At 71.2% G+C, this 15,944-nt stretch carries 12 protein-coding genes and 1 tRNA gene; 8 read left to right on the top strand and 5 right to left on the bottom strand.

Translation table 11 applies throughout. The annotated features are described in order from the left end of the window. Window positions 1-19 precede the first annotated feature (19 nt). Window positions 20-1,825 (bottom strand): ABC transporter ATP-binding protein, encoded by a 1,806-nt coding sequence (locus YWW_RS0125855; RefSeq protein ID WP_035705121.1) that lies wholly within the window; start codon window positions 1,823-1,825, stop codon window positions 20-22. After that, window positions 1,825-3,657, bottom strand: coding sequence for an ABC transporter ATP-binding protein (locus YWW_RS33190; protein WP_051326332.1), 1,833 nt, complete (start codon window positions 3,655-3,657; stop codon window positions 1,825-1,827). Before YWW_RS33190 ends, YWW_RS0125855 begins: the two co-directional genes overlap by 1 nt. 135 nt (window positions 3,658-3,792) lie before the next feature. Here YWW_RS33190 and YWW_RS0125825 point away from each other — a divergent pair, with 135 nt between their 5' ends. The 7 genes from YWW_RS0125825 to YWW_RS0125795 all read left to right on the top strand — a co-directional run bounded on the left by YWW_RS0125825 (window position 3,793) and on the right by YWW_RS0125795 (window position 10,764). Next, window positions 3,793-5,610 carry an ABC-F family ATP-binding cassette domain-containing protein gene (locus tag YWW_RS0125825; protein WP_035697845.1) on the top strand — a complete coding sequence of 606 codons (1,818 nt, stop codon included), beginning with the start codon at window positions 3,793-3,795 and terminating at the stop codon, window positions 5,608-5,610. A gap of 492 nt (window positions 5,611-6,102) precedes the next feature. Beyond that, window positions 6,103-7,338: a S8 family peptidase gene (locus YWW_RS0125820; protein WP_026932336.1), complete on the top strand. Its 1,236-nt coding sequence runs from the start codon at window positions 6,103-6,105 to the stop codon at window positions 7,336-7,338. A gap of 334 nt (window positions 7,339-7,672) precedes the next feature. After that, complete coding sequence (locus tag YWW_RS36590) at window positions 7,673-8,065, top strand: YbaB/EbfC family nucleoid-associated protein (RefSeq protein WP_051326330.1); 393 nt, start codon at window positions 7,673-7,675, stop codon at window positions 8,063-8,065. Then, the gene (locus YWW_RS33180) at window positions 8,065-8,385 is read left to right on the top strand and encodes a type VII secretion target (RefSeq protein WP_051326329.1); all 321 of its coding nucleotides are present in this window, start codon (window positions 8,065-8,067) and stop codon (window positions 8,383-8,385) included. The genes YWW_RS36590 and YWW_RS33180 overlap by 1 nt, the downstream gene beginning before the upstream one ends. A 4-nt stretch (window positions 8,386-8,389) precedes the next feature. After that, complete coding sequence (locus tag YWW_RS0125805) at window positions 8,390-9,091, top strand: WXG100 family type VII secretion target (RefSeq protein ID WP_026932335.1); 702 nt, start codon at window positions 8,390-8,392, stop codon at window positions 9,089-9,091. A gap of 156 nt (window positions 9,092-9,247) precedes the next feature. Next, window positions 9,248-9,937 (top strand): hypothetical protein, encoded by a 690-nt coding sequence (locus YWW_RS0125800; RefSeq protein ID WP_026932334.1) that lies wholly within the window; start codon window positions 9,248-9,250, stop codon window positions 9,935-9,937. 236 nt (window positions 9,938-10,173) lie between these two features. After that, window positions 10,174-10,764 (top strand): hypothetical protein, encoded by a 591-nt coding sequence (locus tag YWW_RS0125795; RefSeq protein ID WP_026932333.1) that lies wholly within the window; start codon window positions 10,174-10,176, stop codon window positions 10,762-10,764. A 19-nt stretch (window positions 10,765-10,783) separates the two neighbouring features. Here YWW_RS0125795 and YWW_RS0125790 read toward each other — a convergent pair whose 3' ends face one another. Together YWW_RS0125790 and YWW_RS0125785 are read right to left on the bottom strand one after the other, a co-directional pair. After that, entirely contained in the window at window positions 10,784-14,008 is a 3,225-nt protein-coding gene (locus tag YWW_RS0125790; RefSeq protein WP_026932332.1) for an AfsR/SARP family transcriptional regulator, read from the bottom strand. A gap of 284 nt (window positions 14,009-14,292) precedes the next feature. Then, window positions 14,293-14,368, bottom strand: a tRNA-Lys gene (locus YWW_RS0125785). A 282-nt stretch (window positions 14,369-14,650) separates the two neighbouring features. On the opposite strand from YWW_RS0125785, the gene YWW_RS0125780 reads away from it, so the two are divergent. After that, window positions 14,651-15,394, top strand: a complete 744-nt coding sequence (locus YWW_RS0125780) for a YaaA family protein (RefSeq protein ID WP_026932331.1) — start codon at window positions 14,651-14,653, stop codon at window positions 15,392-15,394. Window positions 15,395-15,401: 7 nt separating this feature from the next. On the opposite strand, the gene YWW_RS0125775 is transcribed toward YWW_RS0125780, so the two are convergent. Then, window positions 15,402-15,896 carry an inorganic diphosphatase gene (locus YWW_RS0125775; RefSeq protein WP_026932330.1) on the bottom strand — a complete coding sequence of 165 codons (495 nt, stop codon included), beginning with the start codon at window positions 15,894-15,896 and terminating at the stop codon, window positions 15,402-15,404. Window positions 15,897-15,944 lie beyond the last annotated feature (48 nt).

The following is a 15,944-nucleotide window of genomic DNA, read 5'->3' as shown; positions in this document are numbered from 1 at the left end:
GCTCAGTATAGGAATCGGCCTAGCGGTAGGCCGAGGACTGGAGTCCGTAGAGCTCGGCGTAGGCGCCGCCGCGGGCCATGAGCTCGTCGTGGGTGCCGGTCTCGGTGACGCGGCCGCCTTCGAGGACGACGATGAGGTCGGCCATGGAGACCGTCGAGAAGCGGTGCGAGACCAGGACGGTGACGGTGCCCCTGCCGCGTCCGGCGCGGACCTCTTCGGCGAACTTCTCGAACAGGGCGTGCTCGGTCTGCGGATCGAGCGCCGCGGTCGGCTCGTCGAAGACGACCAAGAGCGGCTCGCGCCGCATGCGGCCGCGGCCGATGGCGAGCTTCTGCCATTGGCCGCCGGACAGGTCGGTGCCCTCGTCCCAGCGGGTGCCGAGGCGGGTGTCCAGGCCGGAGGGGAGGTCGCCGATGACGTCGTCGGCACCGGCGCGGGCCATCGCGGAGCGGACCCGCTCGTCGTCGAAGGCACCGCCTGAGCCGCCGTCGAGGTCGCCGACGCCGACGGTCTCGCGGGCGGTGAACTCGAACTGGGCGAAGTCCTGGAAGGTCGCGCCGATGCGCCGCCGCCACTGGTCGACGTCGAAGTCGGACAGGTCGGCGCCGTCGACGGTGACCGCGCCGCCGGTGGGGCGGTAGAAGGCCGACAGGAGCTTGACGAGGGTGGTCTTCCCCGCGCCGTTCTCGCCGACCAGGGCCACGACCTTCCCGGCGGGCAGGTGAAGTGAGACGTCGTCGAGCGTGGGGCGTTCGGCCCCGGGGTAGGCGAAGGAGACGCCGTCGAGGGCGATGCCTTCGACGAGCCGGGCGGGGACCGGCGCGGGCTCGGCCGGGCCCGCCGAGGCGTCGGCGTAGTCCTTCAGCCAGGCGAGGCGCCGCCCGAGGCGTCCGACGCGGATCAGCAGGACCGTTTGCATCGCGAGCTGCCCGGCCTGTGAGGCGACCATGCCGACCAGACCGACCAGGAGGACGACGTCGCCCGCGGTGGCGCCGCCGCGCAGGGCCAGGTAGAGGACGAAGCCGACACCGGCGGCCATGGCGGCGGCGGAGAGCAGGCCTTCACCGGTCGCCACCCGCGCGCCTTTCCACTGTGCCCTGTTGCGCTCGGACACCACCTCCCGCCCGGCCAGGCGGTGGCGGCGGGCGACCTCGTCGGCGTTGCCGAAGATCCGCAGCTCCTTGCCCGAAGGCGCGGCCGTCGCGACCTCGAACAGGTGGCGCCGCCTGCGTTCGGCTTCGCTGGTCCGCTCCATCGCCTTGATCTCGATGTCACTGGCGCGCCTGGCGAACCCCATCGCGCCCAGTGTGATCGCCGGGAACAGCAGGAGCAGCGGGTGCACGAGGGCGAGCAGGGCGCCGCCCACGAGGATGGTCACGACCGCGCGCAGCCACTGGGAGGTCTGGTTGACCGCGCCGCCGAGCATCCAGCGGTCTTCGCGGATGCGCTGGACCTGGTCGAGGTAGTCGGCCCGCTCGTGGTGGTCCAGGCCCGGCGGGGTGCCCATCAGGGACATGAGCTCCCGGTCGGCCGCGCGATGGGCGTGGTCGAGCACCGCGAACACGAGCTTGAGGTAGACGAACAGGTTGCCCCAGATCACGGCGATGCCGACCGCGAACGCGGCGGCGGCGAGGTAGGCGGTGCGCTCGTCGCCGTGCTGGACGCCGTCGACGAAGAGCTTGGTGCAGTAGGCGACCAGCGGCATGAGCACGGCTTGGAGGAGCGCGAGCGCGATCTGGGCGATGACGGCGGCGGGGGCGGCGCGGTAGCCGATGGCCAGGCTGTTCCAGTAACCGCGCCAGCCGGTCTTGAGGTCGTCGAGCATCAGCTGGGCTCCTGTCGGGCGAGTCGGGAGGCTTGGAGGGTGAACGCCTCGGCGTAGCGGCCGCCGAGGGCCATGAGCCGGCCGTGGCCGCCGTCTTCGACGACCGCGCCGCCGTCGAGGACGACGATGCGGTCGGCCCGGCGGACGGTGGAGAAGCGGTGTGAGATGACGATGGTGGTCAGCCCGGAGGTGATGTCGAGGAACTGCTCGTAGAGTTCGGCTTCGGCACGGACGTCGAGGGCCGCGGCGGGCTCGTCCATGATGAGGATCTTCGCTCCGGCCTGGACGGCGAACAGGGCGCGGGCCAGGGCGATGCGCTGCCACTGTCCGCCGGAGAGGTCGGTACCGCCCTCGAACTCACTGGAGAGGACCGTGTCGAGGCCCTCGGGGAGGGATTCGATGAGGCCGCGGATGCCCATGGGCTCGCAGGCCTTCCAGATCTTGTCGGTGTCGTCCGCCAGGTGCGGGGCGCCGAGGGTGATGTTGTCGCGGACGGTGAGCCGGTAGCGGGTGAAGTCCTGGAACAGCGCCGACAGCCGGGTGCGCCATTCGGCGGAGTCGATCCCGGCCAGATCGACGCCGTCCACTGTGATCTTTCCAGAACTCGGCTTGTAGAAACCGCACAGGAGTTTGACGAGGCTGGTCTTTCCGGCGCCGTTGTGTCCGACGATCGCCAGCGAGGTCCCCGCCTCGATCTCCAGGTCCAGGCCTTCGATCACGGCGACGTCGCCGCCGGGGTAGGCGAAGGAGACGCCCTCGAAGCGTATGGTCCGCTCGGGGGCCGCGGGTGCGAGGGCGGCGGTGACGGTCCCGTGGTCGAAGGCGAGCCGGGCGTCGAGGTCGAGCACCTTCGGGATCGGCAGCGCGCCGAAGGACAGGAACGCGGCCTCGTCGTTGAAGGCGGAGAATGCCGACAGGTTGTTGAGCGCGAGGACGTAGACGGCCAGTGCGCCGAAGCCGACCAGGCTCGCCAGCCCGGCGCCGACCAGGGCCACCGCGGTGCCGCCGAACAGGATCAGCAGCGCGAACGCGACGCCGAGCGCAGTGCGCTTGCGCACCCGCCGGGTCCGGGCCACCGGGCCCATGGTCTCGTCCCAGGCGCGGTCGTAACGGGCCAGGAGCCACGGCATCATGCCCCAGACGCGGATCTCCTTGGCGGGTTCGGCGGAGATGGCGAGGTCGCGGAGGTACTCGGTCTCGCGCATCTCGGTCGAGCGCAGATAGGCGGTCTTGCCGATGCGGGCGTATTCGTTCTGCATGGCGAAGAAGATCGCCGGCCAGGCGGCGAGCCAGGCGAGGCCGATCCAGAGGTTGAAGGAGGCCAGGACGATCGAGGCGCCGAAGGCGGCGAGGAACTGGGGGGCGACGGCGGCGAGGCCCTGGACGGCGCGTTCGGGGCGGATGTAGTCCATGCCGAGCTGGCGGGCGATCCGCAGCAGTGCGAGCACGTCGTGGTCTTCGAGGTGGGCGATCCCGACGGGTCGGCCGACCGCGGTGACGAGACGGTCTTGGAGCAGCAGTTCGAGATCGCGCCCGAGGTTGCGGGCGTTCGCGTTGTGGAGGTTGAGCACCAGTCTGTTGAGCAGGAGCGCGGCGGCGGCGACGGCGAGGAGCAGGTAGGCCTCGCGGGCCTCCGCGGAGCCGGGTCCGGCCTCGGCGGCGGTCGGGACGCGCCCGATGAGCAGGCCGGTGGCGATGGTCATGGTCAGCGGGAGGGCTGCCACGGCGACGGTGGTGGAGGCGAACAGCGCGGTGCGGGGACGGCTGATGCGGGGCAGCAGCCGTATGACGGTGGCGACGCCGCGGGCGGCGGGGAATCTGGGGCGGGACATGCGATTCCAATCTGACGTCATTATGACATCCAGATGACACCATATACGGCTCCGCAAGCGTTGGCAAGTCGCGCGGCCGTGCCGATGCCCGGCTCGCGGACGTCGCCGCCGTCGCCCCCGGTAGCCTTGGTCCACGTGTCAGCAGCGCCGAACCTCGTGAACCTCGAGACCGTCTCCAAGGCCTACCCCGACCAGGTCATCCTCGATGCGGTCTCGCTCGGCGTCTCCGCCGGGCAGCGCATCGGCGTCGTCGGCCGCAACGGCGACGGGAAGTCGACGCTGCTGAAGCTCATCGCGCGCACCGAGGAGCCCGACTCCGGCCGCGTCGTCCGCACCGGCGGGACCACCGTCGCGAGCCTCGGCCAGACCGACACGCTCCCCGACGCCTCGACCGTGCGAAGCGCCCTGTTCGGCGACGCCGACGCCCACGAGTGGGCCTCCTCGCCGCGCGTGCGCGAAGTCCTCGGCGGCTTGTTCGGCGGCCTCGACGCGCCGAGCCTGCCCGACGGGCTCGACTCGCGGATCGGCGTGCTCTCCGGCGGCGAGCGCAGGCGCGTCGACCTCGCCCGCGTCCTGGTCGGCAGTGCCGACGGACGGCCCGCGAGCGTCACCGAAGGCGCCGACCTCCTCCTGCTCGACGAGCCGACCAACCACCTCGACATCGAGGGCATCGCCTGGCTCGCGGCCTACCTCAACTCGACGAAGTCGGCGATCGTCGTCGTCACCCACGACCGGTGGTTCCTCGACGAGCTGTGCGACCGGATCTGGGACGTCCAGGGCGGCAGCGTCTTCGAGTACGACGGCGGCTACAGCGCCTACGTGCTGGCCCGTGCCGAGCGCGAGCGCCAGGCCGCGCTCGCCGAGGAGAAGCGCCAGAACCTGATGCGCAAGGAGCTCGCCTGGCTCAGGCGCGGCCCCAAGGCGCGCACATCGAAGGCGAAGTTCCGCGTCGACGCGGCCAACGAGCTCATCGCGAACGAGCCGCCGCCGCGCGATGCGGCCGAGCTGGTCTCGTTCGCCACCGCGCGCCTCGGCAAGACCGTCTTCGAGGCGCACGACGTGACCGTCAAGGCCGGGGACCAGGTCCTGCTCGAGCACCTCGACTGGATGCTCGGGCCGGGCAAGCGCGTCGGCCTGGTCGGCGTCAACGGCGCGGGCAAGACCTCGCTGCTGCGGACCCTGGCCGACGCGACCGAGGACCGTCGGCCCGCGGCCGGGCGCGTCAAGGTGGGCCGGACGGTGAAGCTGGCGTGGCTGACGCAGCACATGGAGGACCTGGACGGCTCGTGGCGGGTCCTCGAGTCGATCGAGCGGGTCGCCAAGCGGGTCCAGTGGGGCAGGAAGGAGATGACGGCCGGGCAGCTGGCGGAGCGGCTGGGCTTCGTCGGCGGGCGCCAGCGCACGCTGGTGCGCGACCTCTCAGGCGGGCAGCGGCGGCGGCTCCAGTTGGCGCGGCTGCTCATGGCCGAGCCGAACGTGCTGTTCCTCGACGAGCCGACGAACGACCTCGACATCGAGACGCTGACGCAGCTGGAGGACCTGCTCGACGACTGGCCGGGCACGATGATCGTGGTCAGCCACGACCGCTACTTCACCGAGCGCGTCGCCGACGAGACGTGGGCGCTGCTGGGGGACAAGCGCCTTCGGATGCTGCCGCGGGGCATCGAGGAGTACCTCGAGCGCCGGGCCGAGGCGAAGAGCGACTCGGCCGCTCCGGCCGCCGCGCGGGCGAAGGCGCCTTCGCAGTCGACGATCGACCGCGCCACGCAGAAGGAGCTGTCGAAGCTCGAGCGGCGCCTGGAGAAGGTCGAGGACAAGATCGCGGCCGTCCACGCCGACATGGCCGAGTTCGCGACCGATCCCGGCAAGCTCACCGAGCTTCAGGGGCGGCTGGGCGATCTGGAGCGCGAACGCGACGAGATCGAAGAGCGCTGGATGGACCTGGCCGACTGACCCGAGGCGTCCGAGGCTCGATGGAACCATTGGGGCCCACGGCGAATCGAAGCAGGCGAACCCGGCATCGCACTGCGGCCTCGCCGGAGATCACCGCTCGGTGACGGCGTTGCCGTTCACTGATTCGCACCTCCCGTCCGAGGCCCTCCCATTTCACGGCGGCTTTTCCACCCTCGGCGGGAGAACCCGAAAGCGTCGGTGTCACGGGACCGACGCGAGTTCGCGCTCCGCCCTCCTCCGTCGCACCGCGATGTCGCTCTCCGTGACGAGTCCGCTTCGAGAAGATTGTCTTTTTTAGACAGAAACTGTGCGTGATCGTTCAATGATTTAATTTTCGCTTTCGGGCCCTTTACGAACTTTGCTCTATACCTTAGCCTCAGAACATAAGGCCCTTATGGGTCGAACAGTTGAATCATCTCCCCCGGGCGACCCCCCAACGCCACCCCCGCGTCAGCCGTCCCCAGGGGCTGAACACAAAGGAGTTCCCCCGTCATGTCAACGGCAGGAAAACGGCGGCTCCGCCGCGGCGCTGCGATAGCGGTTGCCGGCGCGGTCGCCGGCGGCTCGCTGCTCGCGGTGAACGCGATGGCCAGCGCCGAACAGACCGAGTCGGTGGACCCCGCCGACGTCATCCTCGGCGCCGAGTCGGCGGACGCGATCGCCGGCGAATACCTCGTGGTCCTCGAAGAGGAAGCGCCCCAAGGCGTCTCGGCAATGGTCGATGACGTGGTGGAGGACGTGGCGGGCTCGGTCGAGGTGGTCGACGAGCTCGACGTCCTGGGCGGCTTCGTCGCCGAGATGAGCCCCGAGGAGGCCGTGGAACTCGCCGCGGACGACGCGGTGGCCTACGTCGAGCAGAACCGGACGGTCAGCGTCGCCGACATCCAGACCGACCCGCCCTCGTGGGGCCTCGACCGCGTCGACCAGACCGATCTGCCGCTCGACGCCTCGTACGAGTACGACTACAGCGGCGCGGGCGTCACCGCGTACGTCCTCGACACGGGGATCAACCGGACCCACAGCGAGTTCGGCGACCGCGTCGGCGAAGGCTACGACGCGATCGACTTCGGCGGCGACGCCTCGGACTGCAACGGCCACGGCACCCACGTCGCGGGCACCATCGGCGGCGAGACCTACGGCCTGGCCAAGGAGGTCACGCTAGAGCCGGTCCGCGTCCTGGACTGCGGCGGCACGGGCTCGTACGCGGGCATCATCGCGGGCATCGACTGGATCGCGGCGAACGCCTCGGGCCCGTCGATCGCGAACATGAGCCTGGGCGGCACCTTCAGCCAGGCGCTGAACGACGTGGTCGCCGAGGCGGTGGCCGCGGGCGTGACGTTCGCGCTGGCCTCGGGCAACGACGGCCTGGACGCGTGCGACACCTCCCCGGCCTCGGAGCCGAGCGCTATCACGGTGGGCGCCACCGACTCGGCCGACTCCGCGACCTCGTGGTCGAACTGGGGCGAGTGCGTCGACATCATGGCGCCGGGCCACGAGATCACCTCGGCGTGGATCGACGGCGACGACGCCTCGAACACCATCTCGGGCACGTCCATGGCGACCCCGCACGTCGCGGGCGTCGCGGCGCTGTACCTCGAGGCCAACCCGGAGGCGACGCCCGCCGAGGTCGCCGAGGCGCTGACGTCGAACGCGGTCCCGGACATCGTCGGCGAGACGAACGGCAGCCCGAACCTGCTGCTGAACACCGAGTTCCTCGCCGCAGAGTAGGCGAAGGCGACACGAAGGGGCCACCGCTCGGCGGTGGCCCCTTCGTCTTCGGTGGGGCTCGGACCCACAGCCCATGGTTTCGAGAACGGCCTATGGCCCGCGGGGCGACCGGCGTTCTCGCCGGTTTGTCCACAGCTCTTCCACCGTTGAGCCGACCCTCGACGGCGACTTTCCGCCCTTCGGCTCGCCCGACGACCTGCGGGGCCGCCTTCTCCGATGCGCCGCAACACTATGGCAAGTGTCCGGCAAGGCGCCACGGTTAACCTCTTCGCCAACACGAAGCCGGCCGCCAGGCGCGAGTCGGCTTCGCCGACATGGAGGAGGTCAGCGCTGCATGGACTTTCGAGGGACTGATCCCGCTGCGGCGGTCGCCCGCGTCGAGGCGTGGAAGGACCGGCTCGACAAGCTCGCGGCCGATACGAAGGCGATGAACGAACGGCTCGAAGGCTTGCGGTGTACGCACCACGACCCGAACCGCATCGTCGAGGTGACCGTCGACTCCGGCGGGATGCTGCTCGACGTCAGCTTCAGCGAACGGATCAAACGCGTCCGACCCGAGGACGCCTCCCGCGCGCTCATGGAGACCCTCGCCGAGGCCCGCCGCCGCGTTTCGGAAGAGACCGCGCAGGTCATCGGCGAGACGATGGGCGAGGACAGTGCCGCGGGGCAGGCGATCGCCGAGCGTCTCCGCAGTGGTCTCGTTCCCTCCTCGCCGGCGGAGCTGTGATGGCCGAGGGATACACCGTCGAGTCCGAGGAGCTGCTGGAGCACGCCGCGACCCTGGAGTCCCTGGCAGCGCGCTTCGATGCGATCGAGGAGGCCAGCACGCACATCGTGCAGGACGACGAGGCGTACGGCTTCTACTGCCTGTGGATGTCGCTGATCATGGCGAACCGCCACCTGGCGCAGGACCAGCTCGTCGCGCGGGTGCGGGAGAACCTGACGCTCGCCGCCGGTGAGCTGCGGGCCGCGGCCGCCGCCTACGACGACACGGACAAGGCGACACAGCAGGAGATGCAGGGGCTGTTCGCGGAGCAGGAGGCATAGGGCCATGGGCGACGACTCGTTGATCGCGGAGGTCGAGTCGACTCGGGAGGCGTGGAGCGGCTCGAGCCTGCTCGAAAGCGCCCAGGGGGTGGCCGACGCGATCTCGTCCGAGAACTGGGTCGATGCGAGCCTCGGCGGCCTGGGCCTGGCGTTCGAGGTGTACGGAGCGTCGATGGATCCGTTCAGCGCGCTCCTGTCGAACGGCCTGGGCTGGGCGATGGAGTACTTCGAGCCGATGCGCGAGGCACTGGACTTCGTGTCCGGCAAGCCCGACCTGGTGACCGCCCACTCCACCACCTGGCACAACATGTCGAGCGAGCTGTACTCGATCTGGGAGGAGCTCGGGGCGGCGCTGTCGAAGGACCTGACGGGCTGGACCGGCGAGGCCGCCGAGAAGTACCGGGCGCTCATGGGGCACAACGTCGAGGCGATCGGCGGTCTCAGCGGCACGGCGGCGTCGATGGGCGCGGCCACCCAGGGCGCGGCCGGGCTGATGACGATCACCCGCGAACTCATCCGGGAGTTCATCGCCGACTGCGTCGCGAAGTGCATCGTCTACTCGCTCGAGGCGATGGGCATCGTGACCGCGCCGGCGATCGCCCTCGGCATCGTGGGCGCCGTCATCGAATGGTGCGGCACCATCTTCGGCTGGGTCATGGCCTTCATCGCCAGCTACCAGAACCTCAAACTTCTCATCGAATTCTAGGGGGCGGTCAACATCCCGAACCTCAACGTCAACCCCACGCCGAACATCCCCAACGTCGACATCGACACCCCTGCGGTCCAAAGCCGCGGCGGCGACGGCGCCCCGGCGGATCTCGACAGCGGAGCGGGTGCCGCTCGACCCCGGTCGTCGCCGACGGTGCGACTCGAAGACGGCGGCACGATCACCCTGGTCCATCTCGGAATAGCGGACGCCGTGGACGGCGGCCTCGTCGCTTCGGGGACGGGACCCGCCGGAGAGCGGTTGGTCACGATGCCGAGGGAGTCCGGCCTCGGCCCTCTCGGCCGTTTCGCACTGCGCGACCTGGACGAACCCCGTCGAAGCCAGATGCAGTCCGTCTTCGAGGCGCTGGCGCGCCGGGACGGCCAGACGGGGGACGACCTCGTTCAGGCCCTGGCGGACACCGAGGGCAACGCGGGGGCGCTGCGACGGCTGGAGGAACAGGGGGCGGGGAGCATGCCCCAAGAGGTGGCCGGGCGGCTCAGGGGCTGGTTCAGCCGATCCGAATCCGGGGGCCCGGGCGTGTTCACGCGGTCCCTGAACGTCGCGAACATGATCGTCGGCCTCATCACGGACGGCGGTTTCGCCACCGGCGTCGCGGCGGGGATCGAGCACGACTTCACCGGAGCCCCGCCGGCGGCCGAAGCCCCGTACAACCCGTCCACCGGCGCCGCGAACGTCCCCGGTGATCCAGTGCTGCCGGGCCCGATTTCGCTCCCCGACCCCAACGACCGCACCAATTACTTCGAGCCGAACCGGAACCGGCTGCCCGGGCCCGAGCCCAGGCAGGGCACGGGCCCCGACGGCGACTCCGGCAAGAGGTCGTGATCCGGCGGGCCCGGCCGGCGGCGCGAACCCGGCGCCCTCGACCGGTCCGCTGGTCCGCGATGGGACTCGTCGCACTGCCGGTGCCCAAGGGGGTCCACAGGCGGTTTCGAATCCGCTGGTCCGCGATGGGACTCGTCGCACTGCCGGTGCCCAAGGGGGTCCACAGGCGGTTTCGAAGATGTTCGCGCCGAAGCCCGTCGCATTGCAGCGCATCCGTACCCGAGCTTAGGAGAGATATGAACCGGCAGCGATCGACCGATCAGGTCCGCGCCGTCGCCCGCACGCGCCCTCGGCGAGCCTTCACGGCACTGATCGCCGCAGCGATCCTCTTCGGACTCAGCGCCTGCGGCGGCGCCGAGTCCTCGGACGGGGGCGACGGCGCCGGGGAGTCGGCGGGGACCGGTCCCGAGTCGCCGATCGCGCTCGGCGACAGCGCCGAGATCTGGGGCTGGGACGTGGCCGTGACCGGCGTCGAGCTCGACGCCACCGCGACGATCATGTCGGACACCGGGCTCCTCGCCGAGGAGCCCGAGCCGGGCCACCAGTTCGCGAAGGTCGTCTACGAGGGCACGTACCGGGGCGACGACCCGGACAACAGCTTCCACTCGGACCTGGTCCTCGCGTTCTGGATCGACGGCGTGGCCTATGACGACTGCGGCCCGAACTTCCCCGCCGAGCTCTACACCGGCGGCCCGGTCGCCGAGGGGGAGACCGTGACCAGCGCCTTCTGCGCGCAGATTCCCGTCGACCGGTCCGCGGCGGTGCTCCTCAACGTCAAGGACTGGCAGCCGACCGGCCAGACCGGGTTCTTCTTCGCCACCGAGTGACCGTCCGGGACGGCGGCGCTCATCGCGGCTCGGTGAGTCCCATCTCGGCGTAGCAGGCGGTCGCCTCGTCGTGGAGGCGCGCGGCCCGCTCCACGTCGCCGACACCGTCGTGGGCCTTGCCGAGCAGGCGCAGTGCGGCCGCCGCACCGGGCCGGTGCCCGGTCTCGCGGTGGCTGCGCAGCGCGGCGGCGGCGTGCGCGATGGCGGAGCGGGGATCGGCCTCGGCGAGCGCGATCTCGGCGAACAGGTTGAGCGCCAGGCCTTCCAGTACGCCGTATCCGGAGGCGCGGCTCGCCGCGATCGTCGACTCCGCGCCCTTGCGGGCGCCGTCGATGTCGCCGAGGCGCAGGAGCGATCCCGCGCGGCCCAGGAGCGCGTCGACGCGCATGTAGTGCCAGCCCTGGTCGGTCAGGTCGATCACCCGCTCATAGCGGGCCACGGCCTCGGCGTACTCGCCGTTCGCGTGGTGCGCCGCGGCGAGGAGGCCGACCACGGTCGCTTCGCGGATGCGCTGGGGGTGCTCGCCGAGCCCTTCGACGGCCTCGGCCGCGACCTCGAGCGCCTCACCGGGTCGGCCCGTCGCCAGCAGGAGGCGCACTCTGACCCTGGCGTCGGTCGCGGGGGCGGGGGCGGTGAAGTCGCGGCCCCCGGCCGACGCCAGCCCTCCGAAGCACTCCTGCGCCCGGTCGAGGCGGCCTTGCAGCAGGTAGGCGCTGGCGAGGTTGCCGTACATCGTGACGGTGGCGGGGACGCCCTCGCCTCCGGTCAGGCGCAGTTCCTCCTGGAGCAGGGCCACCGCGGTCTCGAGCGCCCCCAACTGGAGGTTGATGCCGGCCATCGCCTCGAGGTTCTCGCGCTCGAGGACGGGGTGGCCCAGTTCCCGGGCGGTCCGCAGCGCCGCCTGCACGTGGCCGAGCGCGACACGGGGCCGTCCGATGCTGGCGTACCCGAGCGCGAGGAGGTGGTCGGCCGCCGCCAGAGCCCTCGGCGATCCGGCCTCGGCCGCCAGCTCGGCGCCGGCTTCACCGTGCTCGACCGCTTCGGCGGCATGGTTGGCGCTGATCAGGCCCCACGCGAGGCCGATCTCGGTCGCGGCGCGCCCGAGCGGGTCGCCGTCCCGCTCGGCGGCGGCGAGGACGGCTTCGCCGATGTGCAGCAGCTCGGCGGTGTGGACGCCCAGCCACACGAGTCCGGCGAGAGCGTCGAACAGCCGCCACGCCGGACCCACGCCCCCGTCCTCGGCCGCCCGGCGGAGCACGGCGATGAGGTTGTCGCGTTCGGGCGTCATCCAGGCGTCCGCCTCTTCGGGTTCGAGCCGGGGCCGCGAGCCGTCCGCGGGCGGCTCGATCGCGGTCAGTTCCGGGTACAGCAGGCGTCGGCTCTCGTCGGCCCGTTCCAGGTACCAGTCGAACAGGCGCCGCTCGGCCGCTCCGCGGGCGCCAGAGGGCTCCTCGGATCGCGCGCGCTCTTCGGCGTACAGACGCAGGAGGTCGTGGAAGCGGTAGCGGCCCGGGTGGTGGTGTTCGAGCAGGTGCACGGCCGCCAGCTGTTCCAGGATCCGCTCGGTGTCGGCGACGGGCCGGTCGGCCAGGCGCGCGGCCGCTTCGGCGGTGCAGTCCGGTCCCGGCATGAGGCCGAGGATCCGGAACAGGCGGCGGCTGTCGTCCGGGAGGCCGCGGTAGGCGGAGTCGAAGACGGCGCGGATCGCGGCGTCCGGGCTGCCGTCGACCTCCAATGCGGCGAGGCGGTTCCCTTCGGCCAGCATCAGCCTGTAGGAGGCGGGGTCGTGGTGGTCGGCGAGCTTGGCGGCGGCGATCTGGAGTGCCAGCGGCAGTCGGCCGCACAGTCCGGCCAGTTCGTTCAGATCCGCTTCGCCGACGCCGGGCGGGACGAACTCGGCGAGCAGCGACCGCGCCGCTTCGGGCGCCAAGGGGGCGAGGGAGATCCGCTTCGCCCCGTTCAAGACCACCAGGTCGGTCAGCCGGTGGCGGCTGGTGACCAGCGTCAGGCAGTCCGGTCCGGCCGGGAGCAGCGGCCTGACCTGGTCGCCGCTTCCGGCGTTGTCGAGGACGATGAGCATGCGCCGGTCGCCGACCTGGCTGCGGAAGCGGGCGGCGGCCCGGTCGGGCTCGGGGGGAACCTGCCCCGGAGGGACGCCGAGCGCGCCGAGCATGGCGGTGAGCGCTTCGAGCGGCGAGAGTGCCGCGTCGCCGTGCCCGCGCAGGTCGATGAAGAGATGGCCGTCGGGGAAGCGGTCGGCGACCTTATGTCCCCAGTGGACTGCGAGAGCGGTCTTGCCGATGCCGCTCATCCCGACGATGAGCGCGATGGGCGTGGCGTGGCCGAGCAGGCCTTCCAATGCCTCCATCTCGCGGTCGCGGCCGGTGAGGAGGTGCGGGGGCTGGGGCAGTTCCCTCGGGACCGGCGTGCGGGGCCGCTGGAGCGCGGGCGCCGCGGGAGCCCAGTCGCCGTCGAGGTCGGCGGTCACCACCGCGAACAGTCGCTCATCGGCCTGCAGCACCGCATCGTGTATGCGGCGCAGCAGCTTGCCGGGCTCGATGCCGAGTTCGTCGACGAGCCGTCGCCGATTGTCGCGAAACAGGCGGAGCGACTCCGCCTGGCGGCCCGAGCGGTAGAGCGCGAGCATGAGCAGTGCCGTGAGCCGCTCGCGGTACGGCTGCGCCGCGGCCAGCTCCGTCAGGGGCCCGACAGCCTCCTCGTGATGCCCGAGGTCGAGCTGCAGTTCGTGGAGTTCCTGCTGCGCGTCGAGCCGAAGCGACTCCAGGCGACGGGCCTCGGCCGCCACCATGCCGCTCGCGTCGACACCGACGTAGGCGTCCCCTCGCCACAGCTCCAGCGCCCGCCGCAGCGTGTCGACCGCGGCGGCGGGGGCGGCGGCGCGTTCACGCCGAGCGGTCGCGAGGAGTCGCTCGAATCGCGCGGCGTCCAGTTCATCGGCGGCGACGTCGATCAGGTAGCCCGCCTCGCCCCTGGAGATCCGCGTCGGGTCCCCGAGCGCACGCCGCAGACGGTGGAGGTGGACCTGGAGCGTCCGCTCCGCGCTCGGCGGCGGCGTGCCGGACCAGACCGCGTCGGCGAGCTCCCCGGAGGTGAGCTGCCGCCCGCCGCGAGCGAGCAGGACGGCGAGCAGTCGACGCTGCATGGGCGGAAGCGCCGGGCCCGGCTCACCGTCGAGAAGGAGGCCGAGCGGTCCGAGGACCCTGAACTCGAGATAGGCGGCCATTGGAGATGCTCATCCCCTCGGGGTCATCAGGGACACGGAAATGACTGGCGAATTCTATCCAAGGCCCACGCGGCGGCGCTTTCCCCGAGTGCCGCCGTGGCACCAGGTGAGATCGGCTGGCCGGACGGCGTTCCCGCAACCGGTCTTCGCGCTTCACGCCTCGGCGTTCGGACAGGGCTGCCGGCGGGATCATGACGGCCGGGCGGGCGAAGGCTCCGACACCGGCGCCGCTCCACCGAGTGCGGTCGGTCCAGGAGCCCGCTCCTGCGCCGGCATTGGGTCGATGGTGGGTCGCGTGGGACTCGAACCCACAACCTACGGATTAAAAGTCCGCAGCTCTGCCAATTGAGCTAGCGACCCATCGGCGACCTTACCGCATCGGGGCGGATCCGGTGAGGTGAGGCGCGGGCGGGATGGCGTGCGGCACCTCGGTTGTCGGGGCGGGATGGCATGCTGGAGGGATGAGGTCGTGGACGGCGCGGCGGCGTGCTGCGGAGGTGCCGCCGCCGCGCCTATTCGATCCGCGTCACACGTGGCCCTCGGTGGGATTCGGGTCCGCTCCCGCTTGATCGAACATATGTACTATAAACCATCCGCGCGTCGCTGTGAAGCCGGGAGTCGAAGCAGGTAGACTCGCCTGCTGTGCTCATACTGCTGCCTCCGTCGGAGGGGAAGGCCGGTCAAGGCGACGGGCCGCCCCTCGACCTCGGGCGACTCTCCTCACCGGCGCTGAACCCCACCCGCGAGCTCCTCGTCGACCGGCTCGTCGAGCTGTGCGCCGATGAGGACACCGCCGCCGAGGCCCTCAAGCTCACTGCGCGCCAACGGCATCACGTCAAGCAGAACCGCGAGCTGCGCACCGCCCCGACCCTCGCGGCCTGGGAGCTGTACACGGGAGTCCTCTACGAGCGGCTGGGCCTCGGCGATCTGCCCGACGGCAACCAGGTGCTCATCGCCTCCCCGCTGTGGGGCCTGCTGCGGCCCTCCGACCGCGTGCCGCCGTACCGGATGCCGATGTCCGCGCAACTGCCCGGCGTCGAGCGGCTCGCGAAGACGTGGAGGCCCGCCGTCGGGGAGGTCCTCGGCGCCCGCGACGAGCTCGTCATCGATCTGCGCTCCGGTGCCTACGCGCAGGTGTGGGGCCCGAAGAACCGCGGCGTCGCCGTCCGCGTGTTCAAAGAGGACGCCTCGGGCAAGCGCAGCGTCGTCACCCACATGGCCAAGGCGACCAGGGGCGAGGTCGCCCGCGCGCTCCTGGCGAGCGGCGCGCAGCCGAGCACCCCTGCCGAGCTGGGGGACTTCCTCGCCTCGCACGGCTGGAAGGTCGAGCTCTCCTCCCCCGCGACGCGGTCCAAGCCGTGGGTGCTGGACGTCCTCGGCGCCTGAGCGCCGACTAGTGGTCGTAGTACCCGGCGTCCTTGGCGCGCTCGAACGAGCGGCGCACCTCCTCCTCGGCCTCGGCGCGGCCGGTCCAGGTGGCGCCCTCGACGCTCTTGCCCGGCTCCAGGTCCTTGTAGACCGTGAAGAAGTGCTGGATCTCCAGGCGGTCGAACTCCGGCACGTCGGCGATGTCCCTGTACTTGTCCTTGCGCGGGTCCTCGGCCGGGACGCACAGCACCTTGTCGTCCACGCCCTTCTCGTCCCGCATGCGGAACATCCCGATCGCCCGCGCGCGGATCACGCAGCCGGGGAACGTCGGCTCGACGATCACCAGCGCGTCGAGCGGGTCGCCGTCCTGGCCGAGCGTGTCGTCGATGAAACCGTAGTCGGCCGGGTACACCGTCGCGGTGAACAGGGTCCGGTCCAGGCGGATCCGTCCGGTCTTGTGGTCGATTTCGTACTTGTTGGCGCTCCCTTTCGGGATCTCCACCGTCACGTCGAACTCCATCGGCCGACTCTCCTCCAGGCGTGATTCCAGTGCTCTTGATGGCCTAGT

The sequence above is a fragment of the Glycomyces tenuis DSM 44171 genome (assembly GCF_000427885.1).
Lineage (GTDB): Bacteria > Actinomycetota > Actinomycetes > Mycobacteriales > Micromonosporaceae > Glycomyces > Glycomyces tenuis.
Note: the sequence above shows the minus strand (reverse complement) of the source record. Positions and strands in the feature narration are given on the sequence as shown.